The organism is Eudoraea adriatica DSM 19308 (genome assembly GCF_000382125.1).
GTDB classification, from domain to species: Bacteria; Bacteroidota; Bacteroidia; order Flavobacteriales; family Flavobacteriaceae; genus Eudoraea; species Eudoraea adriatica.
Window position 1 is genome coordinate 375,816 of the sequence record NZ_KB907548.1, and the last position, 25,461, is coordinate 401,276.

Sequence of the window (25,461 nt, forward strand, 5' to 3'; positions counted from 1 at the left end):
AACAAAATATTTTAGTTGTCAAACAAACTTTGATCCAAACCTGGCAATAGTTTTAATGCATTTTTATAATATACTTTTTTCAATACCTCGTCAGGGAGATTGAGCCCATACATAGCCCAGAAAGCATGATATTTTTTGTAGTATGGAAAATATTCGTCTGCTGTTTCCAGGACCCTGAAATAAGTTGGAAACTCCTCCGGCTGATAACTGTCTTTACCGAATAAAATTCGGTCCTGGTAATTTATAAAAAAATTATGTGCGTTTCGAGGTTGTCTGCCAAGCTCTGCTATCACCGCTCCAATTCCTACATACATATTTGGCATTTCTTCCATAAGTTCGGCTAGCTTTTGCAAATTATTTGCATACCATCCCATATGGGCATTGATGAATTTGGTCTGTGGATGTCTTTTAAACATATTGTGCTGCTCCCCAATTATTTGCTCCCATGGTGCAGGATTATCTGCTGACCGTTTCCTTCTTGGTCGTGTTTTTAGTTCCAACCATCTTTCATTATCACTATCCATTGGATCCCAGAAGGACTTTGGATCTGCAGCGTGGATAAGCACAGGAATTCCTAATTCCCCGCATTTGGCCCAAACAGGGTCCAGACGACGGTCATCAATACGTATTCTATTTCCTTCAATATCTTTATTTCTTAACCCCAGACTTTTATATATTTTTAATCCTTTAGCGCCATTTTTGACATCCTGTTCCAATTGTCTCACTGCATTGTCTGCCCAATCGGGATTACCTACACCGTCAAAATTTACATTTGCAAAAACTACAAACCTGTTTGGATAATTCCGGTTTATATTATCCATCATATTTTTAAGACCTTCCCCGGATCCACCGCTTAAATTAACCATAACTGCCATATTCATATTATCCATTGAGGAAATTAACTCAGACAAATCCTGGGTAGCCATTTGAAAATGATGACTGTGTATGTCAATAAACGGAAAACTGGCCTTTTCCACTATATTTTCAGGAACCACTAATGTAGATTTAGGGTTATACTCTTCAAAACTCATTTCCTGAGAATGCCCCTGCATTAAAAATGCAAAAAGAGTTAAAGTAAGCAGCTGGATTTTAATTTTGTTCATTCAGTTGTTTTTTTCGTGTTCTTAATGTACTATAAATCTGGGAGGCATATATTTTAATTCTAAACTAGAAATATTAAATTAATCTTTGTTATCAGACATTTTTAAAAGGCTGGTATAATCTTCCATAGTATCAACATCAAAGGCTTTACCCTGGGGGTTCAAACTTAAAACTTTATCCGCAAACTTTTTCAGGAATAGCTGAGCACCACGATCTCCTTCCAATTGCAATAAATCTAAAAAAAAGGGACGCTCAAATAAAGCCGGAACACCAACTTTTTTTCCATATCTGGTCCCAATAAGCTTGCTCTCCCCGGAGCTATACAAATCTATAATTTTATCAATATATTCCGTATCCATCAAAGCCTGGTCTCCAAGGAGTATAAGTACCGCATCGGCTCCTTTATTTTGGTTCAGTAAATAATCAACACCGCATGATATAGAGGTTCCTAAGCCGGTCTTCCACTTCGAGTTTTCAAGAAAAACCACATTGGTTGCTTCTACAGACTCTTTAATTAGTCCTGCATTTGAACCCAGGACGACAATTACCTCAGAAGCCTTGGATAATTCAGCCATTTTTACAGTATGTTCCAGCAGTGTGGATTCCTTCCATGGTAAGAGCTGTTTAATTTTGCCCATTCTACTGGAAGATCCTGCGGCTAGTATTAAAACAGATACCTTAGAACTCATCAATTGTGAATTGCACCTAATTTATTTCTTAAAAGCATGGGGTCTTTTTTACGAATTACCGCAAGGATTTCAGCTATTATGGATACTGAGATTTCCTGTGGTGTTTCCGCCCCGATATTTATTCCGGCTGGTCCGTAAACAGATGCAAAAAAATCATCGGAGATATCCATGTTGTATTCCATAAGTTCATTTAATAACCTTTCTCTTCGGGATGAAGGGCCTAATAATCCAAGATATATTGGTGTTACTGTCATTAGGCTGACTAAAAATTTAAGGTCTTTCACGTAGCTGTGGGTCATTAATACTACTCCGGTTTGCTCATCTATCATTTGTGGCTGAAACTCCTCAGGAGAGAGCGAGAGGAATTCATTGGCACCGGGGAAATCAGTTATGCCCTTTTCTTCAGATGGTGATGTAATTACGGTTACTTCCCATCCTGTCATGGAAGCATAAGAACATAATTGAACTGCATCATGTTCAGAACCAATTATTACTAATTTAAAACAAGGTGTAAGTTTTTGGTTAAAGACTTCAGTTCCTTTTTTATTTTTAAAATCGGGCCTCAGTAATAATTCACTTTTATCAACTTTGAAAATGGTACCCAATTCTTCAATACTATTTTCCTTCCTCGTATAATGCGATTCCAGCTCAAAATATTTCCTTTCTTTAATGGTCTGCCAAAAAATACCAGAAGTTTTTTCATTCGGTATAAAAGGCTCTAAAAGGATATACAAAATACCTTCACATCCCAAGCGATAACGACCATCATAGGTCATCATTTTTGGCATTCCGCTACTAAAAACACTTTCCGACTGCCTTTGTATTTCTTTTTCAACACAACCGCCGCTGACAGCTCCTACCATTTTGCGGTTATCCAGGAGTAACATTCGAACACCCGGCCGTCTGTAAGAAGATCCATCCAGCGCAACAACGGTTGCAAGCACAGCCTTGCCCCCGGATTGCTGATGTGTTTTGTATGCGGCGAATATTTTTTTTAATTCATGAGTCATTTATAAAAGCGTTCTGGTGTTTATAAAAGTTACTTTCTCATCAATGGCATATGGTACTTCCCTGGGGTCTAATTTAATAAATCCATCCGATCTTGATAAACTGGTAAGGTCTCCGGAACCATTATCCGGAACTAATTTGGCTTTTAATATCCCATTGGCATATCTCACTTTCACTCCCAGAAAGCGGGTCAGGTTGCCTTTTACGGTAATATTGTCTTCCAGAAAAACTTCAACTTCAGGAATGGGTAACCCCAATGATTTTTGTAACCAATGTTTAAAATAAATATGGTAATTTACAAATGTTGATATCGGGTTTCCAGGGAAAGAAAATATTAGGGCATTCGTATTTTTGTATACCCCAAACCAGAATGGTTTACCGGGACGTTGCGAAACACCATGAAATACTTTTTCCACACCTAATTCCGCTAGTACTTTAGGAATAAAATCAAATTTCCCTTTAGATACACCTCCGCTCAACAATAAAACATCCATTTCCTGAATGACATATCCTAATTTTTGCCTTATCATGTCTTTATCGTCCGATAAGTGCAAAAGCAAGGGTTCTATTTGCTGCTCGTGAAGCGCTGCAAACAAGGAATAAGAATTTGATTTTCTTATTTGATGTGGTAAGGGATGGTCTTCTACCTCGACCAGTTCATTTCCTGTAGAAATAACAGCGATTCTGGGAAGTTTTTTAACCTCAACAAATGGTTTTCCAACCGATGCCAATACACCTATTTCGGCAGCTGATATTTTTGTCTCCTTGTTGAGAACCAACTCACCTTTTTTCTTATCACTGCCTTTATCATGAATGTTTTGCCCTCTTTGAACCTTCTTATTGAGATTAGCTACTCCATGTTCAATAGTAATGTCCTCATACATGACCACAGTATCTGCTTCATAAGGGACAACTGCCCCGGTCATGATTTCGACACAATGTTCCTGCTCAAGAAATTTATAGGTCTTTTGGCCAGCGGCAACTGTTGCTTTGATGTCAAAGGCTTTTCTGCCATTTTCAATGGCATTGTAATTAATTGCTATTCCATCCTTGGTAGCACGATCAAATGGAGGGAAATCCCTGTCGGTATATATATCCACGGCGAGGACCCTGCCAACGGCCTTTTTCAGCGACACTGTTTCTGTTCCGTAGTCCTGACTATGATCCAGAATATGATTATAAGCATCTGAGAAAGAGATCATAGTAATTTATAATAGTATATACAATGAATATCCTTCCTTAAATAAAACGAAAGACTAGTGCTATTCACAATTAAATGAGTAATGTTTTATATCGGTTTAGACCACCCAAGATATTATAAACAACGGATTTACTAGAAACTCTTAGTAATTTTTCCTGTGCAATTCTGCTTCGGATTCCAGATTGACAAATAATATATATGGGTCGTGCAAGGTCTAATTCCTTAATACGATTTTCAAGGTACTCAAAAGGGATATTTATTGAATTGGCTAAATGATCCTGTGCATATTCTTCTTCTGACCTTACATCCAGGAGCTGTATAGCAACGCTACTTTCCAAAAGTTCTGCAAATTCCTCGGATGAAATAGAATCTGTTGTTTTACATTCATCCGGATAATAGTTATCCAGTACTTCAATTTTTTTGTTCTCAGGGATAAGCGGGAAATTCACTTTAAGAAATGACTGATCTAAACCATTATACATAAGCAATTGACCAGCAAGGACTTTATCAATCCCCGTAATTATTTTAACAACTTCCAAAGCTTGTAAACTTCCCACAATACCGGGTATAACACCGAGAACTCCGTTTACATTGCAATCCGGGATCTCCATACCAGAAGGCATTGTAGGAAATAAACATCTGTAAGTTGGACCCTCCCTAAAATTAAAAACACTCAATTGAGCTTCAAATCCATGCAGGGCTCCATATACAAAAGGTTTGTCCAAAATAACACAGGCATCATTAATGAGATAACGCGTTGGGAAATTGTCAGTTGCGTCCACAACAACATCATAGTCAGCAAGTATTTCGAGTGCATTGTCTCTGGTAAGAAAGGTATCATGTCCTATTAAAATGGTGTCAGAATTCTGTGAACTCAAACGTTCCAAAACTACTTCAAGTTTTCCTTTTCCAATATCTTTATCGCCATAGATCACTTGTCGTTGCAGGTTAGTTATCTCAATCTTATCTCCCTCTACAATTCCGAGTGTTCCTATACCCATGGCATTTAAATATTGAAGCACAGGAATACCCAAACCGCCCGCTCCTACTACCAAAACACGTGATTTTTGCAATAAATCCTGCGATTTAATGCCAAAATCTTTAAGCGAAGTCTGACGTATGTAGCGATTTAAATTCAAATGGATTCTAATTTGGATATTACTTCCCGATAGTCTTCTTCCGAGTTTGCATTCATTAGAACAATATCATCTTTCGGATAAACCAATTTTATATCAGAATTTATTAAATATTTTCTGGGACAACTACTTGTGGCATGCTCCAGGTAATCTATGGATCTGCTCAATCCACCAGGTTCCCATATTGCTGCCAGAGGTTCCGGCAGCCCACTTTCCTTCGTGGCAAATGCAGTAGCATTTTTTGATGAATCTCTTGAATTAATTAATTGATCTATTGCATTCAGATCTATAAATGGAAGGTCGCATGCTATAACAAGCCAGGCAACTTCTGGGTACATGGAATGAGCAGTCAACAGGCCATTAAAAGGTCCTTTATACTCATCTTTGTCAATTATTCTATCTATTTCCGTGGAAATTTCAATGGTCTGATCTTTTCTTATACTCAAAAATGTTCTGGAACATACCTTTGATAGCAAATTATACAAATGCTCTCTCTGTGGAAGATCATGATATTGTATTGCACCTTTATCCTGTCCCATCCTTGTGCTCTTCCCTCCGGAAAGTACAAGTCCGTATAATTTTGTTTTTGAGTTTTTATCTATGATTTCCATGGTGCTTTAGAATTGCCGTTTTAATCTAAATAGTAGGACATATAGTATTAACCCCCTATGGAGGTCATGGAATTATCAAATACCCCCTTGTGTTCTTTCTGGGCTTCAAAGCCGGTAATTGCCCTCTTGCCCACAACATCCCTGACAGCGTTTTCGATATTATCATCAGCAGAATTACCTCTTATAATTTCTCTAAGATTCATCTTCGGAGGACCATATAAACAAGTAATAACATCTCCCAATGCTGTTATGCGTAATCTGTTACAGCTTCCACAAAAAGTACGGCTGAACGAAGGAATAAGTCCAAAATTACCCTTATGCCCTCTGATTTTATAATTAATAGAGGTAGAGGTTTTAGGTGATGGTATTAATTCAATGGAAGGGAATGTATTCCTAATGTGCGATAAGATAGCCTTGTAATCCCATTTAATTTCATTGAATTTTTTGGACCCTCCATTAAATGGCATTTCCTCTAAAAACCGCACACTTACCGGGTAATGTTTTTGCAGATCCAAAATTGGAATAATATCCTGTACATTTTGATTGTCCAGCACAATAAAATTAATTCGGACATTAAACCCTTCAGTTATAAGTCTAATCAGATTGTTGTGAACAATATCATAGTGATCTCTGCGCGTTATGCGTTCAAAAGTGGCCTTGTTTATTGCATCCATACTTACATTGACGTCTTTTATACCGAGTTCTTTCAATTCATCGATATGAGGGCCAATCAATGTAGCATTCGTGGTTATGGAAAGCTCTTTAAGGCCGGTATTTTTCTTGAGGTTTCTGAGAAGTACCATTAAGTCTTTTCTCACAAATGGTTCCCCACCTGTAATCCTGATTTTATCAATACCCATCTCAATAAGAATATCACCAACTTTTGTAAGCTCCCCGATAGTCAAAAGCTTATCTTTTTTAGCAAAGTTTATACCTTCCGAGGGCATGCAATAATTGCATCGCAAATTACAGCGATCTGTCACAGCCAGGCGCAGATAATTAATTTTTCTATTGTGATTGTCAATCAGCATATAAAAATTGTATTTTGAATTGCTTTTCCAATAGCCATTACCCACCGCTTACCGGGGGAATCAATGCTATTTCATCAAAACTATTTATCGCAACATCATCTGTTGCATAATTATTGTTAACCGCCACGGCCAGCGAACTAAGCCTGGATAATTCAGGATAAGCGCCGGCAAGATAGGACTTTAATTCTCCAACGGTCTTCATTTTTACCGATTTCACAGCGGGCATTGACAGTGTTGAGTTGCCAACTATATCTTTGGTTATACCAAATAATAATATCGTCATATTAACCTATTATTTCTTTTTCAGGTCCTTTTAATAATTCGGGATACTTGCTAAAAGGCTGTTTATACAATCTCTTTCCGGTTGCGGCTTTAAAAGCATTGGCAATCGCACCACCAGCAGGAGGTAATGTAGGTTCCCCAAGTCCTGTTGGTGAAAACTCATTTTTCATTAAATGAGTTTCCACTATAGGGGCTTCATTTATACGGATCAGTCGATATTTGTCAAAATTAGTAGCAATTGGTACCCCATCCTTAAATCCAAAATCACCATACATTGCATGGCCAATACCATCAATTACACCACCTTCTATCTGATTTAAAGCTCCCAGAGGATTTATAACAATCCCGCAGTCTACAACACAGGTTACTTTCTTGACTACGGGGGTTCCATTCTCCAAAACCACATCCGCCACTTCTGCAACGTGACTGTTATGGCAGTAGTAATTTACAAATCCCTGGTAGACCCCTTCAGGTTTAGTTCCCCAGCCTGATTTCTCAACTGCCGTTTTAATGACCTTTTCCATGCGTTCAGGGGAATACTGGATGCGTTCATCAGTGGTTCCTTTGACCCTCTGCAACAAGTCTAATCTAAGTTGTATCCTGTCTACTTCCATCATTTCGGCTAATTCATCGAAGAAACTCTGTTCTGCGAAAGCCAGGAAGTTGGTATAAGGTGCTCTCCATGCACCGGTGGTAATGTTGCTTTGGTATTTGGCTACATCTACCTGGTAATTTTCAATCGCTCCGGCAGGGAAAAAATTGGGTATCAGGCCATACATATTAGAGTTGATAGCTGCTTCTTTTAAATGATACCCAGTTACTTTACCATCTTTAACCGCGGCTTTAATTCTATATTTTATTGCTGGTCTGTAAATACCGTCGGCCATGTCATCATCTCTTGAAAACACTACTTTTACGGGTTTATTGGCCAGATTTGAAATTTCTGCTGCTTCTAAGGCAAAATCGCCGTATAATCTCCTGCCAAAGCCACCACCCATCCTCGTCATCTCTAAATGAACGTCTTCAAAATCGCGTTCCAATAATTCCGCAATGCGCTTGGCAGTTCCTTCCGGAGTTTGGATAGGACCTACTAAATGAATTTTTTCCGGTGTAACATTGGCATAAAAGTTCATTGGCTCCAAACAGTTATGCGGCAGGAATGGAGACTCATAAGTTCTTTCCAAAACTTTATCGGCCTGGGCAAAAGCCTTTTTGATATTTCCGTCTGCACGCAGTGTTTCAAATTTGTTGCCATCTAATAATCCCAACAATAATGTGTCGTGATCTTCGGTACTTTCCAATTTAGAGTCTGCTTTCCATTCTGCCTTTAATGCTTTTTTTCCCTTCATTGCCGACCAGGTGTCTTTTGCCAAAACCGCTATTTTATCGCCAAACTGAAGTACCTCTATTACCCCTTCAACCGATTTGGAAGCCGTATCGTCATACGATTCCAGTTTTTGTCCAAACGCAGGCGGGCGCATTACGGAGGCAATTACCATGCCCTCTGATTTATAATCTAATCCGAAAAGAGGTTTTCCAGTAATAATTTCATCGATATCGACATTAGCGGCATCAGTACCTATTATCTTATAGTCTTTGACGTCTTTAAGGGTAACTTCTTCAGGTATCTCAAGTGCAGCGGCTTCGTTAACAACTTCTCCATAACCCAATTTATCCCCTGCGGCATTGCTGATTACACCCTCACTCGTTGTACATTCGGAGGGACTAACCCCCCATCTTGCGGCAGCAGCGTTAATGAGCATTTGTCTTGCAGTGGCGCCTGTTTCCCGCAAAGGATTCCATCCAAATCGAATAGACTGACTGCCTCCTGCTACCTGCCTTGTATAATTATTGGTGTCTAAAATACCCTGCTGCACATAAACGTCTTTCCAGGCAACGTCTAATTCCTCCGCAATAATCATTGGCATCGAGGTTTTCACCCCTTGTCCTATTTCAGGATTAGGTGAAAATATGGTAACGGCACCATTATCCGCTATTTTAATAAAAGCGTTAAAATCATTATAGTTTAATTCCGCTAAGTCCACAGGTGGTTTTGTACCGGGCTTACATGCGGTAAATAAATTGAAACCAATTAATATTCCCCCTCCTGCAAGGGAGCTTGTTTTCATAAAGGATCTTCTGCTAAATGTTATTGATGTTCTCTGTGTAGACATTTTGATTTTTTATTTGGTTTACTATGCCAATTTACTGGCAGCTTTTTCCACCGCTTTATAAATTCTTGTATAGGATGCACATCTGCATATATTACCCTGCATAGCATCCTTAATCTCATCTTCTGTTGGATTAGGGTTCTTTTTAAGAAATGCCGAGGCGGTCATTATCTGACCGGACTGGCAATAACCGCATTGTGGAACGTCCACTTCTTTCCATGCCTCCTGAACGGGATGGGTTCCGTCCTCGGAGAGTCCTTCAATTGTAGTTATAGATTTTCCATCTACCTGAGCTATAGTCAATGCACAACTTCTTACGGCTATCCCGTCAAGATGAATAGTACAAGATCCACAAAGCGCAATTCCACAACCATATTTCGTTCCCACGAGGTTTAAATTATCGCGTAAAACCCAGAGCAAGGGTGTGTCTTCGCTTACCTCCACAGACCTCGATTCACCATTGATATTTAATTGATACGTTGGCATGTTTTTAAAGTTTTTGATATTCTTTTTAAAGTTATCAAAATAATAAGTATTTAGTACTCATTTAACAAATTGTTAAATGTTAAAAAGTTAAATTTTAAAAATCAATTCTAACCGGAACTTTCACATTTCATATTCTAACCTTTAACAAGATTTAACAAATATTTTTATTCTCGTCATAATTTTAAAAAGAATTCGCCGTTGTGCAGGTTGAACATCAAATCTCATGAAAAATGAAAAAGTATCTGAAACTGTCCAGCCTTATTTTTACTATCATCCTTTTTATTTCCTGTGGAAATGCCGATGATGATGTAAATTTTGACATTAACCAGACAGGTTCCCTTGGATTAGGTGAAACGGTTGATCAATGTCTTGACCTTGGGGAAAATGATCTCGTATTATCTGTTCAGGATCAATTTACCAGCTTACCTGGTAAGGTGTCTGTTTTTTTTAAAGTTTCTGACAATTCCGGTAATCCGGTTCCAGGATTAACAGCAGAACAATTTACAATTTATGAACAAGGACGAAATGACGAATGTTTTAATACCATATCTGCCTCCGAGTCCTATGCGAGGATTTCTCCGAATTCTCAGATATTTAACAACAACACATTATTGGTACTAGACCTGAGTAATAGCGTACTTAGCAATAGTCTGGATGAATTAAAATCCGCAACAACAAGTTTTATAAACAATGTTATGCCGGCCGCGGAAGAAGACTCATTTAAAATGGCCATTTATTGGTTTGACGGAGAAGATGAACTTCATCTGTTAAATCCGTTAACTGCCTCAGCAGATGAACTTGTTGCTGCGGTAACAGGAATTACAACTTCTATAAGTAATGATCCGTCTACAGATTTATACGGAGCAGTAATTAAATCCGCTAACATTGCCTCTGAACTACTTCTTGAGAGCACGAACAGCAATAGTATTGGTGCCGCTTCAGTAGTTGTTTTTACTGATGGCACAGACCAGGCTTCCAGATACAGTGAGGACGAAGCCCTGCAAAAAGTTGATCAGTCTGATAGCAATATATCTTTCTTTGCAATTGGCCTGGGGTCTGAAATAGATACTGAAATACTAATGAAAATTGGTAAAACTTCCAGTGTTTTTGCAGGGAGCACAGAAGAGCTTGAAACAACTTTTAATGATATTTCATTAAGAGTTAACGAACAGGCAAATAGTTTTTATCTCTTCGAATATTGCACACCTAAAAGAGATGGCAGTGGCGAAAACAATTTGGTTATACAGGTAAACAATGGCAACCTCCAGGGGGCTGTACAAACTAAATTTGACAGTGCCGGATTTACAGGAGGCTGCCAGTAGACAAATAATAAAAAACCATATTTCAAGAGGTGCTTTTTAGCACCTCTTTTTTATTGCCTTACATACTCTTCAAGTAGGGTTTTTCCCAATTCACTTGTTTTATAAGTAGAAACCACCTGTAACTATTGCAACTTAAAATTATTCTAAAAATTAAAAATTGTTAACGCTTAAAAAAGAAATCATGCAAATTTTAAACGAAATTATCCGTCAAAGTGCAATAGGGGCATTATCTAAATGGTATCAGAGCGCTGTTCTTTTGGTTTTCTCATCAATAGTAGCAATGTTGTTTACCATGTTGGTGGTCTTACTAACAAATGCCACCAGCATTTCCGCAAATTTTAGTTACCTGTTTGGAGGAATCGTATAATCTTTGAATTGTTTCCCAACAAGTTTAAAAAAGATACCAAAAATCTAACAGATCGCTTATTTATAGATCATAGCATTCACAAAATCGGTTTTCCCGCTATCCAAATCTATTAAAAAGCCATTGATTACGGCCTTTTCAATTTTTTGACCTTTGGAGAGCAGAAAAGTTGGGTTTTTACCAACGGTGACACTAAATTTCGGGACTTTATAGGTTGTAGAAATAATATGTATTGGTATAGGTGAATTTAGGATATCTTCTTCAAGTTGTTCAACCCTGACATAGGTGTATCCGGATTTCAGTAATTCTTTTGGATCAAGCTCATTCAGCGCATTAAATGATTTTATGGTTTTGGCATATACCTTACCTGGTACAATTTTATAACCTTTTGCCTTAAAAGTTTTATATCCGTAATATGTTGAAAGATCACCCTGATCGATAATTCTACTGCTATACCAAAAATCGTTATGGCCCTGCATATCAACTTCGGGTCTTTGAATACCAAGGTCAAGTATATATTCAGAACCCATCAAATCATAACTTACCTCCTCTATCTTCAAATCAAAAAGCTTTCGATCATTCTGAGGTATTTTTTCATATTCCGAAAGGGCAATATCCCTGTAATTCTCTTTCGCTATGGTATATATAGCAGAAAGAATGGATACATAATTCAATTTTCGTATCTCCTGTTTTTCCACATCTCCGGGATAACCACCCGATTCTATTAAAATTGTACTTGTCCCCCACTTTTGAATATTATCCCCAAAGGCTCTTGGCTCAAAATCGTCGTTATATCTGCCAACCTGTCCCGGTGCATATTTCTGAATAATATTATTCATGTAAACAATTACCTTCATAGCATTAGCCCTGACCTCATTTACATCTTTTTCATAATTATAGGCAGGTGCCAGATAGGAAATTGTAGCCGGTTTACTCGTTCTTTCAGCATTATAATAGGTACTCTGGTCATGAAGATTAAATCCGAAGTCGGCATTTAAACTATCACGAACACCTTTAAGGGTTTTGCTTTCAGGTGATTGGAGACGAAGTGCATCCCTGTTTATGTCTATTCCGAGAGTATTTCTTCTTTGAAAGACTTCTGCACCATCCGGGTTCAACATCGGTAAAAAGTGAAGTCTCAAATTTTTTAATATCTCCCCTATTTCATCTTCAAAATCATTTCGGTCCAAAAAGTTTAAAATATCAAAAATAGCCTGGGTTGCTGTTGGTTCATTACCATGCATTTGTGACCATAAAAATACATCTGTTTCACCACTACCAATACTTATCAGAGATAATGATCTGCCTTCAATTGAACTTCCGACTGTCCTAACATCAAATTTGGGATTTTTCCTGTATTTATTTATTAACGGTAAAAGCTCATGATGCTTAATTCGTCTTTTATTCAATGTTGACTCTTTGTACGACTCATAGGTCTCATACAAGGAGTTTGTAATATCCGTGGGCTGGGCATATATGTGGGAACTTAGCACAAGGAGGATAAGAAAGGCATTTAGGTATTTATTGGTCATTATTTTGCGGGTTTTTTGGTACGGGCTTAAAATTAAGATTTTTAGTTGCTTTTCGTACTTTATCCATAAAATCTTTACCCGGATCTGTTTTTAAAGTTCTGTAATTATTGTCTTTCTCCAACCATAAAGGATGGTCTGCAAAATTTGTATACTCATAGTGTCCAATTAAATATTCAATTGGATATTTATCGTACAAGTATTCAACCAACCAAATATTTGCTTTTAGTTGCGCCTTTGTCAATGGCAATGCTTCTGTTCCTCCAACATTTTCAACGCCTATTGCACAATGATTAAGGCCAATAACATGTCTGGCCATATTTGTTTCGGGCATCAGACTATAGATTGTGCCATCCCTGTCTACCATAAATTGTGAAGAGACATTCAAACTTCCTGCACTTATTATATCTGATCGCGAATTTGGTAGACTTGGCTTATCAAAGGCTTCAAAGGCTTCATCCAGAGTAGGGATTACCGTCCAGTGTAATACGATCATTTTAGGAGTAATATCCGGGGACTCCTGTTGTATTCCATAATGTTCCAATAAATAAGCGCTTGTTAATTCTGCCCGTTCCTGATCAAAGACAATGGGCTTGTATTTAATTCCCCTGGTGGCGGAACAGGATAAGAAAATGATTGCTAAAAAAACTATGAGGAAATGCTTCATTAAGTAGGGGGTATATGTAAAATAATTGGATATTTTTTCATCTTAAATTCATGTCTAAATTTTAAAAATAAAATCATAAATCTATTCTAGCCGGGAAGAGGCACATAGGTTTTATCGGTTTTCATCATTGGAAAAGTCCTATTTTTCCAGGACTCCCTGGCTTCATCAACGGTACGCTTACTGTGGGATACAAAATTCCAATAAATATGCCGCTCCTCATTAAAAGGTTCCCCTCCAAATAATAGAAGGTGAGAATTTGCTTTGACCTCAATTTTACAAACATCGGATACCTTGGAGACAAGGATATTTCCACTTTTAATTTCATTATCGCAAGCCAGGATACTGCCTTTCACGATGCAAATTCCGATTTCGCCGGATAATTCATTTGAAGTATCGAGAATATAATCTTCAATAGTTTTTATTTCCAGCATAAATAAGGGAGAATGCACGGGTACGGGTGATGTCTTTCCATAGCCGTTGCCGGCTATTAGTTTGAAAGATGTACTGCCATCTTGCCATTGGGGGAGTTCATCAGCACCAAAATGGTAAAATTTTGGATCTGTATTCTCCAAGTCCTTGGGTAACGCCACCCATATTTGATAGCCATGAGCCACTAAACTTCTACCATCCCGAAGATCGGCCGGGGTCCTTTCAGTATGGGAAACTCCTTTCCCTGCAATCATCCAGTTTACAGACCCCGGAGTAATACGCTGTTTTGTACCTAAACTGTCTTCATGCATAATTTCTCCTTCCAGCATATATGTTAAGGTAGCCAATCCGATATGTGGGTGTTGATCGACATCCAAATATCTTTCAGGTCCTAAATTAACAGGACCCATATGATCAATAAATATAAAAGGACCAATCATCCTTTTTTTTCGAAAGGGTATCAGCCTTCCTACCAGAAAGTCCCCAATGTCCCTGCTTCTTTCGGCTATAATCAATCCTCTATTCGACATTTAATCCTATTTGATATTCTTAATGAAAATATTTCTAACAATAGTAAATTACTAAAATTCAATCAATGATTAACAAGGTAAATATTACTATGAAGTTCCTTTTTGAGGGTCAAATATCAGGAATTGTCCTGTTTACCACAAGTTTGGGACAGCTCACAACAATAATTATATTTTCATGGGGGTTGATTGTATGTTTACACTGTAAATAATAAGAAGTTAATTTTTTCATTTTCATATAGTGTTCTCGTAAAAGAGTCCTGATCGTAAAGACAGGGCTCTTTTTAGTTTTAAACACTCTGAATCAATGCATGAGTAAATAAAGGTTAAAAAAGAATTGGGTAACCAACAATGTTATGGAATCCATTTATCTGTTCCAAAATCTGGTTTTCTCTTTTCCAAAAATGCGTTTCTGCCTTCTTTTGCTTCTTCGGTCATGTAAGCCAGTCTTGTAGCTTCCCCTGCAAAGACCTGCTGACCGACCATGCCATCGTCTGTCAGGTTCATAGCAAATTTCAGCATTTTGATGGAAGTAGGAGATTTTGCCAATATTTCCTGGGCCCATTCATAGGCAGTTTCCTCCAATTCTTCATGAGGAACAACGGCATTTACCATACCCATTTCATAGGCTGCCTGTGCGGTATAGCTTCTACCCAAAAAGAATATTTCACGAGCTTTTTTCTGCCCAACCATTTTAGCAAGATACGCAGATCCATACCCGCCGTCAAAACTTGTGACATCTGCGTCTGTTTGTTTAAAAATAGCATGCTCTTTACTAGCAAGGGTCAGATCGCATACCACATGAAGGCTATGCCCCCCTCCTACGGCCCAGCCGGGCACAACCGCAATAACAACTTTAGGCATAAAGCGAATTAGGCGTTGTACTTCCAGGATATTAAGTCTATGCATCCCATCATCCCCTACGTAGCCTTTATGTCCCCTGGATTTTTGATCACCCCCACTGCAAAAAGCATATACCCCATCTTTAGAGGAAGGGCCTTCGGCAGAAAGTAATACTACTCCTATAGAGGTGTCCTCCTGGGCATCATAAAAAGCCTCATATAATTCACTTGTAGTTTTAGGCCTGAAGGCGTTGCGTACATCAGGCCTGTTAAAAGCTATACGGGCAACCCCATTACTTTTTTTATAGGTTATATCTTCAAATTTTTTAATAGTCTTCCACTTTATTCCCATTTCAACGTATTTTTATTTGAGTACTAAAGATAAGGTTTGTAGTGCTATTGCCATTTTATTTTTATAAGGTATTTGTCTAATTTGAATAGTTATATATTATGACAATTTATTCTTGGCTTCGATCCATTTGGATAAATATTTGGTACTCTGCATAGAACTATGTGTTAATATCCCTCCAAAAATATTAGCCGCTCTGTGCTGCTGCAAATTTTTACCTAAAGCTATAATTTTCTCTAAAAACTCCTCCTTTAAATCTTCTTTGCAAAAATGTTTGTTAATCAGATTTGTCCCCAGGGTCTGAACTTCCTTCCATTTATGGGAATCCAGGTAAAGTTCAATAGCCAGATTGGAGAAACTGACCGCTTCATCCCGGGTACAATGTTTTAACTCATTTAGGTCGCCTGTCCCTTCAGCACCGACCGATGTTGTAATTGCCGGGATTCCTTTTCTAAAACCTTCTAAAAGTTTCCCTTTAAGTCCGGCGCCAAAACGTAAGGGTACAAGATTTAGCCTTGCATTACTCAGGACAGGAGCAATACCCTTAACCCATCCTTTAATTCTGAAGCCTGTTTCAGTATTATCCATTTTCCGAATCCTCTCAGGCATATATGGACCATAAATATGCAATTCTGCATTTGGCAGTGATTTCCTTAGTAATGGCCAAATACTTTGGTTAAGCCATAAAATTGCATCGGTATTTGGAGCGTGTTTGCCGTTTCCAATGAACACGAAGTGTTCTCTTTGCTCAAAGGGAGGCCAATTTTTCACAATGCTTTCGGTGAGTTCCTTGTATACAAATGGAAGGTAGAAAAGTAAACTTCTATCTATTTTAACTTTTTCAACCAGCAATTTAAGCTCAAAATCAGAAATTATCAACGATAAATCTGATCTCAAAATACTAGCCAGTTCTCTTTTTGTAATATCTGCACTTAGCCAATCGGTACTATTGAATATTTTTTTATCCGCGAGCGCTATTTCCCTATAGACTCTAAGCGAATGAAGATCTTCTGTGTCAAGTATGCGTATGGCTTTGGGTAGTTTTTCTGCCACTCTCCAGCCAAATTGTTCTTCTGTTATAAAACGGTCGAAAACCACAATAGACGGATCTAATTTCCGGGCAAACTCATCAAAACTATTATGGTTTAGCTTTATTTGCTGCTGATCAATTCCCAGAGTTGACAGGTCTATGGAATAATTGCTAAAAGCAGCTGTACTGGCAAAGGTAATTTGAAAGTTTTTTTCTAAAAACCAATGAATTAGCTGCATCATTCTGGTTCCTGCTGCCGTTGCCTCAGGTTCCGGCCAGTTTAAGCCAAGAATCAATACTCTATTGGAATTCATTGTATTTTAAAATGGAGTTAAGCAAGGAATACCTCACGTTGTCTAAATTAAACCCTCCGGGCCTGTTTGGATGCTCCGGCCATTTTCTTCCCCAACGCCTACATCTTCGACGCAAATTTTTGAGATATCCTTAAGCGCAATTTTCGTTCATAATCTTCCTCCAGCCATTCTTTATAATTCTTTGTATTGTTCATAATACAATAAGAATATTGCCGCACCCTGTATGAAATTTCTTCTTTTAGCTTTTTAGCCAGAATTCTGGCATCAAAAACATCTTCACTGTTTTCGACGCATATCTGTGCATGCTGTTCTATGCTTCGTTCCAGAACTGTTTTTGATTTAAGCCCCTGGGCAAACACTTTTTTATATTCGGCTTTAACATCAAAATCAATTTGGGTGGAATTAGCAAATTCCGCCTTGAGTTCCGGAGGCATCGCATAAACAAATTCGCGTTCAATATCTTCGTCGTTCTTAATATTTTCCAGGAAAAAGTCGGGGAAATGAAATATTTCCTGCCAGTCAATAGGTGCATCCCACATACCAAAACGAGATGCATTATTTCCCATATCAACAACAGTAAAATCCGTTTTATTTTCCAGAATACGAGATCCTCTGCCAATCATTTGGAAATACAGGGTCAATGATCTTGTAGCACGGTTTAAGATAATGGTCTCAACCGTCGGTTCGTCAAAACCTGTTGTCAGAATACTTACGGAGGTCAGAATGGCATCATTGGTTTCTTTAAACCATTCTAAAATTTGTTTTCTTTCTGAAGCCGAGTTTTTATTATCCAAATGTTTGATAGGATAGCCCGCCTTCTTAAAAGTTTCATAAACGTATCGGGAAGTACTAATCCCGTTATTAAATATTAACGTTTTTGTCCCTTTGGCTATTTCCTCGTAGGCATCCAATAATTTGGAAAGCATGTTTTGATTCCCATATAATTCATCAGAAGATTTGACCGTATAATCTCCGTTAATACCCAGTTTTAAGGAACGTAAGCTAACGTCGTAACTGTACATATTAGCCTTTGCGAGAAACTTCTTTTTTATTAGCGATTCAATAGACTCTCCAACGATGAGCTTGCTGTAGTTGTCCTTCATTGGAAGCTTTATGTTGGAACTCAATGGCGTTGCAGTTACCCCTAAAATAATAGATTTTTCAAAGTACCTAAATAGCTTTCTGAAAGAATTATAATGTGCTTCGTCAATAATCACCAAACCAACATTATTGAGCTCAATCATTTCCTCCTGCAACCTGTTGTTCAGGGTTTCAACCATGGCTACAAAGCACATATAATTATTTTGGTCCCGTAACTCTTTTACTTCACTATTAATGATCATGTTCTTAACCCCAAAACCATTTAACATCCTTGAAGTTTGAGTACTTAATTCTATCCTATGGGTAAGAACAACTACCTTTTTTTGAGTTTTAGCAATAAATCTTTTGGCTATTTCAGAAAATACAACTGTTTTACCGCCCCCGGTAGGAAGCTGATACAGAAGATTTACGTCTTCAGGGGCTTCTTCCAGGAAGGAAAATATATTATTCAGATCCTGTAATTGGTAATCGTAAAGTTTTTTTTCTATTTGATCTGTTTGTATCTGCAAAAGCTATATTTCATTGAAAGATTTAAGGAAAAACTAATCCTGAAGTTGTCGTCACTCCAATTTTGCAAAATTATATGTTTTTTGTACTTAAATGAAATTATAGAGCTGAAAACTGCAAATCAATATTCCTTTTCACGGCTGACTTCATTCATTAATGGCAGACCCTCTTCAAGTCTTCTGTAGTTTTCCAATAACTGCGGAATTACCGAATCAATATCCGAAACACTGGCAACATGGGGCGTAATCTGTATTTTAGGATGATTCCAAAAGGGATGTTCAACAGGCAATGGCTCCTCGTGAAAAACATCTAATCCCGCTCCGGCAAGATGTCCGTTGTTAACATATTCCAACAAGTCTTCATCTACCAGATGCCCCCCTCTTGCAACATTAATAACATAGGACTGTTTTGGCAACTCTCTAAATAATTTACTGTTTAGAATCCCTGTTGTTTCTTTTGTTAGTGGTAACAGGCAAACAAGTATATTACTGAGGGAAAGAAATGTATTTTTTTGACTATTGCCGGCGTACACCTCTACCCCGGGAATTATTTTTTTTGATTTTGCCCATCCAACAACCCTAAATCGGTTTTTAATAAGGTCTTCTGCCAGCTTCTCACCCAAAGCTCCCATGCCCATAATTCCAACAGTCACATCCGATATCCGTTTATACTCCTGCGGCGACCATATTTTCTGTAACTGGTCCGTCTTATAGGTAGTAAGATTTTTAAAAAAACCAAGTATTAAAGCTAACACAAATTCAGACATGTCACTTGCCAGTACAGGATCTACAACCCGGGTAATGGGGATATGTTTAGGTACGGAATGGTCTTTAAAAATAAAATCGACTCCAGCTCCAAATGAAGCAATACATTTGAGATTTGGATATAGGTTCAGAGTTTCCGAAGGCTGTTTCCAAATACAGGCCATGGTAATTTCTTCTTTTGGATGATCTTCTAAATAGCTGTATATGGCCGTATTAGAAGCTTTGGCAATTAATGCCTTTTTCCATGCATCTAGTTTATTGTCCTGTCTTATTACTACTATGGCCATCTTTCTTTTGAATTTTTAACTTTACTAAAATAATATAAATGCTGATGGGCTTTTAACCTTTTAGATTTAATCAATTATATCCAATGCCCTGGTGAAGCCTTCAGAATATTCCCAGTTTTGCTCCAGTGTAGCATTATATACCTTTATTATTCGATCTTTAAACTCAGGGAGCATTTCATGCAAAGAAACATGTTGTATTAACTGTGTAAATGAATTTAGCATGCTTTTATAGAATGTATCGGGTACATTGCGTTCTTTCGAAAATGATTGTGCTACTTCCAGGTTATATAGCATAACGTCTGCAATTAAATGTGGCGCCATACCTAGTTTGATAAATTGCTTGATATACTTTTGAGCGACTGACCTCCTGGCTCTTGCTTTTTTCCTTTTGAGAGGAAAATATTCATTGGATATTTTAACTTTTGCTTCCTGAACCCATTTATCTTCTCTGGGATTAAAAACAAAATCATAGTATTGTTTAACTGCAGGAAAACGGTCGTATAGATCAACCATTTGCTCTTCTAATTCTGCCTTTTTAAGACCTGTCAAATACTTTTTAAGCGCTCGTCTACTCATTATATGAGTATAAAGATAGTATTGTTAGCTTTAATCAAAACATAATCTGAACCTAAAAAGTTTTCAAATAGCAGAAATATAAGGCCTTCAGCGGATACAGGTAATTATCATAATTTATGTAAAACAATAGTGGAATCGGTTTGGAAAAGACAGAATAAAACATTATACTGAGAAATTATAAACTAATAATCCAGACAATATATATGAGGCAACTTAAGATTATCAAGCAGGTAACCAACAGAGAATCAAAATCATTAGATAAATACCTGCAGGATATCAGCAAAATAGAGCTAATTACGGCAAATGAAGAAGTGGAATTAGCACAAAAGATAAGGAACGGCGACCAGGCCGCTCTGGAAAAATTAACAAACGCAAATTTGAGATTTGTGGTCTCCGTGGCAAAACAATATCAAAACCAGGGTTTAAAACTTCCCGATTTAATCAATGAAGGTAATGTAGGCCTGGTAAAGGCGGCCAAAAGATTTGATGAAACCAGAGGATTTAAGTTTATTTCCTATGCGGTTTGGTGGATACGGCAATCTATTTTACAGGCATTAGCAGAGCAATCCAGAGTAGTTAGATTGCCTTTAAACAAAATAGGATCTATAAATAAGATAAAGAAAACCTTCTCTTATTTGGAACAAGCCCATCAGAGACCCCCTTCTGCGGAGGAAATTGCCACGGAATTGGAAATGAGTGTAAGTGAAGTAAAACAGTCCATTAAAAATTCCGGCAGACATGTTTCTATGGATGCACCCCTAAAAGAAGGTGAAGATTCTAATTTATATGATGTTATGCGATCTGGTGAATCTCCAAGACCGGATAAGGACCTTATGCAGCAATCGCTCAATACGGAAATTAACAGGGCATTAGAGACTTTGTCTCCAAGGGAAGCCGATGTAGTTAAACTTTATTATGGCATTGGCGATCAACAGTCTATGACTCTTGCAGAGATCGGACAAACATTTGATCTTACAAGAGAACGTGTCAGGCAAATCCGGGAAAAGGCAATTCGAAAATTACGCCATAATTCTCGCAGCAAACTTCTTAAAACATATTTGGGTTAAATTTAAAAAAGCCCGGAAATTCCCGGGCTTTCTATAACAATCTATACTAAAAGCTCTTAAGAACAGCTTAGTTTGTGGATATTGTAATCCATAAGAATTTCATTAAGATCTTCAATGAAATTCAAATATGCGGTGTTGTCCTGATGTTGGTTTGCCATAATATTTGATTTTTAAAAATTGAAATAGCCGAGTGGTCTATAAATAGTCCAATTCGGCTAATTCGTTTAAACTTAAAATTTCATTCAAATCTTGGAGGAAATTTAAATACTCCTCCCCGTAGGTGTCGTATAACATGATAAGTTTGGGTTTAAATTATTGAGATTTGGGTATCAATAATCATATAGTAAACATAAATAATCTTAGTTGTGTACCAAATTAAATGTGGTGAAGTCGGCTTTTTTTGTTGTAAACTAACAATTTATATATGTCTGGCAAAGAATCAGAACTTCGTATGGTACCTGAATCCTGCAGTAATAGCCAAAAAGTATTTTCCAGGCTCGAAGACCAGTTCCTGTCTCGTAATACCAAGACTTGCCCTGTAACTGTTAGTTACACTTTTGCCCGTAAACTGGTATTCAAAAAGAAGTTGCTGAGATTCCACGAAGAGCAAAGTCTCCGCAATAATTATATCACTAGCCGATATAAGTTGCTTAATTTCGGGAGAATAGCCTAAAATTAAATTTATCCCGAAATAATTCTCGCGATCCTGAAAATATTTCCGAGCCAACAGGCTCCCTGAAATTCCAATAGGACCATCAACCCTCGGAGTTATATATGGCCTTAATGAAAAGTAATAATTCCCGCTATATAGCCCGGCGGAAGCTGTATAAATTAAAGCCCGGCTGGTTACAAAATCCAAATAGCGGACTCCCCCGGAGACCTCGACGGCCTTAGGTAAATTTGCATATAGCTCTGCCGCTGCTCTATGGTTCGGAAAAATCTCAGAATTTGAGTACCCATAATTCGCATAGGCATAAAACTTTTTTGAAATTTTTGGGTACAAATCTATTTCGTATTGTAATCCATTAGTATTAAAACGGTTGCTGAAATTTATTCTTGGAATTACTTTGCCAATCCCGGTTTCTCTTATATACTCTGCACTTGAATATATCATTGGGTCGTAAACGATATCAAATACATCTACAGAATTTATTATCCCTATCCTGTTCTTAAAGGATTTAGCTTCTGTTTCTTTTGATTCTTTTGCTTCTCCAGTATCAGAAGAATTTTGCCTCTTGTAAATCTCCTTTATTATTTCAGTACGCAAAGCTTGTAAATCCGGATCGGCCTTTAAATAGGTTAGAGATTTATTGGCCAGGCCAAGGGCAATTGAATAATTTTCCGCATAAATTTCATTGTTGATAGCTGCTGTCCATACTTCTTTATTCTGTCTTTCTACCGAGGTTATTTTATTAAAGTGTTTGCGTGCCTCGGTATGATTACCATCCCAGCTGTAAGTCTTGGCAAGCAGGTTTCTGACATCCGTATAATCAGGGTACCTGGAAAGAATTAACCGAAGAGTATCTCTGGCGATGCTATGTTGACCTCCAAAAGCAAGATCCCGTGCTGTAAAAAACGACCTGTCCGGATTACCCTGGTACGCTAATTCCTGTGTTGTTCCTTTTTGAAGGAAAAACACCAGAAACAAACCTAAAGCTAAGTTTCGATATAACACTGGTTCCTGTTTGAAATTAAAGATGGTTTAACAATTGCCGTTTAAACTTTATTTGCCGTTTCTAATCTTTTTGCTTTCTCAATTTTGTTCTGTACTCGTTTAATTTTAGTTTCTATGTCTTTACTCTTTATACCATTCCTTTCTATGGTAGGTTGAAGAGACAAAGCACGCTGATCATTATCTGACCAGAAAAAGACATCTAACAAAGCATCATAGCCATCTGCATAAACAGGGTACTTTTGAATAGCCCCTTCCAGGATATCAATGGCAATGTCGTACCGCCCTTCCCAGCCATGAATTCTTCCCATTAGTATTTCCGTGTCCGCATGACCGGGTACCTGAGATAAAATATATCCACTTAAAAGAAGAGCACGCTTTGTATCTCCCTTAAAGGCTAATTCTCTGGCAGTATTGTAAGCATTATCATAATCCATACCATTAAAAACACTGTTTATCCAGACCATCTGTTCCTTGGAAGGGTTGCTTTTAAGCTGCGCGAATAAGGTGAGTGAAGGCGGAATAATTTTGTTATTGTTCATGACATATTTATTAACCGCTTTAAAATACTTAAGATTCTCTCTTACTTTCTGTTTTGTCAGCGCGGGGTCCGAATCTGTTAGCTTCAATAAACCATCAAGGTTATAGAGGTTGCCGCCAGAAAGAAAATGTTTGCCATATATAAAATCCCGAATATTATTATTATGCCTCATAAGAGGGATTTTTTTGATTGTGTCGAATACCTCTTTATGGATTAATCCTTTTCCAAGCCAGGCGACCTCTGAAGGCACATTCATTTCATATTTTGATTCTAATAGCCCCAGGATTGATGGAACAACATCTAAATGTGAAGCCAAAGAACTTATTTTAGCCGGCTTTTTTAATAATGGACTATATATAAGTAAAGGGACCCTATATCTTCCAAGGTTGTTATCCATTGGCAGATCTGTAAGATTGTGACTGCCGGTAACAATAAAGATGGTATTGGCATAATCTGAATTTTTGGCAAACAAAGAGAAAAATGATTTTAATGCACTATCAGCATATAGCACGCTGGCAAAAATCTCTTTATTCTTTTTTACCAGCCTGAGCGGCCTTGCTGCCATTTTTTCCTCAGACAGAATTTTATCAACTTTCTGTAAATAAGCTTCTTCCTGCGGTATGTGATATGGCTTTTTAGAACTTAAAGTAAAAAAGACATCTAACCTTGGCTTGTTGGTATTGAAGCCATCAACCTGCCATCTTTTAAAAAGCTCCATATCCGGATACCCAAGGGATATCCCTGCACCATCTTCTTTTTGTTTCAGATAGGTGCTTCCAAACCCTTTGCTGTCAAGCAAGAAATCCACTCTTTCTTCATACAGAAATTTGTCTAATTGATTTATCGCACTGTTCCCCCCAAAATTAAAAGAAGTAGTATAGCCACTCTTTTTAAGGATTCCATAGATAGTCTGTCTGGCAGGAGAATCATTTGAATTCGTAAAACCATTTTCTCCAAATGGCAAAGAACCTAAAAGGCATGGCAGTGCAACATGGCTTTCACCGGCATTACTCAAATAATTATTCCAGTACAATGATTTTTCCTGAAGAGAATCTAAAAAAGGAGTAAATCCGCGATAAATGGACCTATCGCCTACAAAATCTGACCCCAGTCCTTCTACAATAATAAAAACAAGGTTGGGTTTTTTATCTTTTAAATCAAAATAAGTTGTAAGGCTTTTATCTGAAACATAGCTGTGCAATAAAGGATATTCTTCTTTTCCCTCATATTTATTGAAATCAAATACATCATCAGCGATACTATATACCAAATGTTGCGTTTTGTTTTCGTTTACCGGTTTCTTATCAGATGTTAATGTGGCCAGAAACAGGCTAAATAGGATTATAGTAAACGGATACATCCTGCTAATTGTTCTGTAGACAGCGGCGGTTACTTTAAAAAACAAGAAAAACAAGCCGGTAAGTGCCGGTATTAACAGAAATAGTGAGAGCAACAATGCAGATACAGATGTTCTGCTCTTATATACTTCAAGAAAGCCCGCACCCAATATTTCGTAGTTGCTTATATAGAATTCTATTAACAAGCCTTCAATGAATAAAAGAAATAAGAAAAGAATAGCAATGGCTCTAAACCCCAGACCAGCTTTCTTTCTTTCTAAATAATTAAAAAAGAATGCTGTAAAAAGCCCTGTTAGTGCTGTGAACCCTATATGATGGACTATTAAAAGCAAAAGACTTTTAGTGAATACCCCATCCAGAACACCCGCTATATAAAGGCGAATATTTTGATAAAGCGATAAAACCACCAGACACAAGAAAAAGGCCATTATAAGACGTATAAAGTCTCTTAAGGTCATTCTTCTGATATTTCCAGATGTTATATTTACGAGCTGCATTT

23 protein-coding genes are annotated in these 25,461 nt (G+C 37.6%); 3 read left to right on the forward strand and 20 right to left on the reverse strand.

Annotation, left to right across the window (positions count from 1 at the left end):
* Nucleotides 1–11: 11 nt before the first annotated feature.
* The 10 genes from G504_RS0108730 to G504_RS0108775 all read right to left on the reverse strand — a co-directional run bounded on the left by G504_RS0108730 (nucleotide 12) and on the right by G504_RS0108775 (nucleotide 9,716).
* Nucleotides 12–1,103: an amidohydrolase family protein gene (locus G504_RS0108730; protein WP_019669785.1), complete on the reverse strand. Its 1,092-nt coding sequence runs from the start codon at nucleotides 1,101–1,103 to the stop codon at nucleotides 12–14.
* Between the two features lie 78 nt (nucleotides 1,104–1,181).
* Nucleotides 1,182–1,790, reverse strand: a complete 609-nt coding sequence (locus G504_RS18425) for a nucleotidyltransferase family protein (RefSeq protein ID WP_019669786.1) — start codon at nucleotides 1,788–1,790, stop codon at nucleotides 1,182–1,184.
* Nucleotides 1,790–2,800: an XdhC family protein gene (locus G504_RS0108740; protein ID WP_019669787.1), complete on the reverse strand. Its 1,011-nt coding sequence runs from the start codon at nucleotides 2,798–2,800 to the stop codon at nucleotides 1,790–1,792. The genes G504_RS18425 and G504_RS0108740 overlap by 1 nt, the downstream gene beginning before the upstream one ends.
* A complete protein-coding gene (locus G504_RS0108745) occupies nucleotides 2,801–4,000 on the reverse strand; it encodes a molybdopterin molybdotransferase MoeA (protein WP_019669788.1) in 1,200 nt (399 codons plus the stop codon).
* Between the two features lie 70 nt (nucleotides 4,001–4,070).
* Nucleotides 4,071–5,138, reverse strand: coding sequence for a HesA/MoeB/ThiF family protein (locus tag G504_RS0108750; protein WP_019669789.1), 1,068 nt, complete (start codon nucleotides 5,136–5,138; stop codon nucleotides 4,071–4,073).
* Nucleotides 5,135–5,746 carry an NTP transferase domain-containing protein gene (locus tag G504_RS0108755; RefSeq protein ID WP_019669790.1) on the reverse strand — a complete coding sequence of 204 codons (612 nt, stop codon included), beginning with the start codon at nucleotides 5,744–5,746 and terminating at the stop codon, nucleotides 5,135–5,137. Before G504_RS0108755 ends, G504_RS0108750 begins: the two co-directional genes overlap by 4 nt.
* A gap of 47 nt (nucleotides 5,747–5,793) precedes the next feature.
* Nucleotides 5,794–6,777 (reverse strand): GTP 3',8-cyclase MoaA, encoded by a 984-nt coding sequence (moaA, locus tag G504_RS0108760; RefSeq protein WP_026348474.1) that lies wholly within the window; start codon nucleotides 6,775–6,777, stop codon nucleotides 5,794–5,796.
* Nucleotides 6,778–6,814: 37 nt separating this feature from the next.
* On the reverse strand, nucleotides 6,815–7,060 hold the full coding sequence (locus tag G504_RS0108765) for a MoaD/ThiS family protein (protein WP_019669792.1): 246 nt from the start codon (nucleotides 7,058–7,060) through the stop codon (nucleotides 6,815–6,817).
* Between the two features lies 1 nt (nucleotide 7,061).
* Nucleotides 7,062–9,233: a xanthine dehydrogenase family protein molybdopterin-binding subunit gene (locus G504_RS0108770; protein ID WP_026348475.1), complete on the reverse strand. Its 2,172-nt coding sequence runs from the start codon at nucleotides 9,231–9,233 to the stop codon at nucleotides 7,062–7,064.
* A 21-nt stretch (nucleotides 9,234–9,254) separates the two neighbouring features.
* Nucleotides 9,255–9,716 carry a (2Fe-2S)-binding protein gene (locus G504_RS0108775; protein ID WP_019669794.1) on the reverse strand — a complete coding sequence of 154 codons (462 nt, stop codon included), beginning with the start codon at nucleotides 9,714–9,716 and terminating at the stop codon, nucleotides 9,255–9,257.
* Between the two features lie 230 nt (nucleotides 9,717–9,946).
* Between G504_RS0108775 and G504_RS0108780 the strand changes: the two genes are divergently transcribed.
* Nucleotides 9,947–11,038 carry a vWA domain-containing protein gene (locus tag G504_RS0108780; RefSeq protein WP_019669795.1) on the forward strand — a complete coding sequence of 364 codons (1,092 nt, stop codon included), beginning with the start codon at nucleotides 9,947–9,949 and terminating at the stop codon, nucleotides 11,036–11,038.
* Between the two features lie 181 nt (nucleotides 11,039–11,219).
* Entirely contained in the window at nucleotides 11,220–11,405 is a 186-nt protein-coding gene (locus tag G504_RS19650) for a hypothetical protein (protein WP_157473165.1), read from the forward strand.
* A gap of 56 nt (nucleotides 11,406–11,461) precedes the next feature.
* Here the strand turns inward: G504_RS19650 and G504_RS0108785 are convergent, their stop codons facing one another.
* The 8 genes from G504_RS0108785 to G504_RS0108820 all read right to left on the reverse strand — a co-directional run bounded on the left by G504_RS0108785 (nucleotide 11,462) and on the right by G504_RS0108820 (nucleotide 20,324).
* Complete coding sequence (locus G504_RS0108785; RefSeq protein ID WP_019669796.1) at nucleotides 11,462–12,934, reverse strand: M14 family metallopeptidase; 1,473 nt, start codon at nucleotides 12,932–12,934, stop codon at nucleotides 11,462–11,464.
* A complete protein-coding gene (locus G504_RS0108790) occupies nucleotides 12,924–13,598 on the reverse strand; it encodes a peptidoglycan recognition protein family protein (RefSeq protein WP_019669797.1) in 675 nt (224 codons plus the stop codon). Before G504_RS0108790 ends, G504_RS0108785 begins: the two co-directional genes overlap by 11 nt.
* Nucleotides 13,599–13,684: 86 nt before the next feature.
* On the reverse strand, nucleotides 13,685–14,557 hold the full coding sequence (locus G504_RS0108795; RefSeq protein WP_019669798.1) for a pirin family protein: 873 nt from the start codon (nucleotides 14,555–14,557) through the stop codon (nucleotides 13,685–13,687).
* A 351-nt stretch (nucleotides 14,558–14,908) separates the two neighbouring features.
* On the reverse strand, nucleotides 14,909–15,748 hold the full coding sequence (locus G504_RS0108800) for a 1,4-dihydroxy-2-naphthoyl-CoA synthase (RefSeq protein WP_019669799.1): 840 nt from the start codon (nucleotides 15,746–15,748) through the stop codon (nucleotides 14,909–14,911).
* A 96-nt stretch (nucleotides 15,749–15,844) separates the two neighbouring features.
* A complete protein-coding gene (locus G504_RS0108805) occupies nucleotides 15,845–17,089 on the reverse strand; it encodes a glycosyltransferase (protein WP_019669800.1) in 1,245 nt (414 codons plus the stop codon).
* 98 nt (nucleotides 17,090–17,187) lie between these two features.
* On the reverse strand, nucleotides 17,188–18,699 hold the full coding sequence (locus G504_RS0108810) for a DEAD/DEAH box helicase (protein WP_019669801.1): 1,512 nt from the start codon (nucleotides 18,697–18,699) through the stop codon (nucleotides 17,188–17,190).
* Nucleotides 18,700–18,818: 119 nt separating this feature from the next.
* Nucleotides 18,819–19,748 carry a 2-hydroxyacid dehydrogenase gene (locus G504_RS0108815; protein WP_019669802.1) on the reverse strand — a complete coding sequence of 310 codons (930 nt, stop codon included), beginning with the start codon at nucleotides 19,746–19,748 and terminating at the stop codon, nucleotides 18,819–18,821.
* 66 nt (nucleotides 19,749–19,814) lie between these two features.
* Nucleotides 19,815–20,324 carry a DUF6155 family protein gene (locus tag G504_RS0108820; RefSeq protein ID WP_019669803.1) on the reverse strand — a complete coding sequence of 170 codons (510 nt, stop codon included), beginning with the start codon at nucleotides 20,322–20,324 and terminating at the stop codon, nucleotides 19,815–19,817.
* Nucleotides 20,325–20,527: 203 nt separating this feature from the next.
* On the opposite strand from G504_RS0108820, the gene G504_RS0108825 reads away from it, so the two are divergent.
* Complete coding sequence (locus tag G504_RS0108825) at nucleotides 20,528–21,391, forward strand: sigma-70 family RNA polymerase sigma factor (RefSeq protein ID WP_019669804.1); 864 nt, start codon at nucleotides 20,528–20,530, stop codon at nucleotides 21,389–21,391.
* Nucleotides 21,392–21,830: 439 nt separating this feature from the next.
* Here G504_RS0108825 and G504_RS0108835 read toward each other — a convergent pair whose 3' ends face one another.
* Nucleotides 21,831–23,066, reverse strand: coding sequence for a YaiO family outer membrane beta-barrel protein (locus G504_RS0108835; protein ID WP_157473168.1), 1,236 nt, complete (start codon nucleotides 23,064–23,066; stop codon nucleotides 21,831–21,833).
* Nucleotides 23,067–23,107: 41 nt separating this feature from the next.
* Complete coding sequence (locus G504_RS0108840; RefSeq protein WP_019669807.1) at nucleotides 23,108–25,459, reverse strand: LTA synthase family protein; 2,352 nt, start codon at nucleotides 25,457–25,459, stop codon at nucleotides 23,108–23,110.
* Nucleotides 25,460–25,461 lie beyond the last annotated feature (2 nt).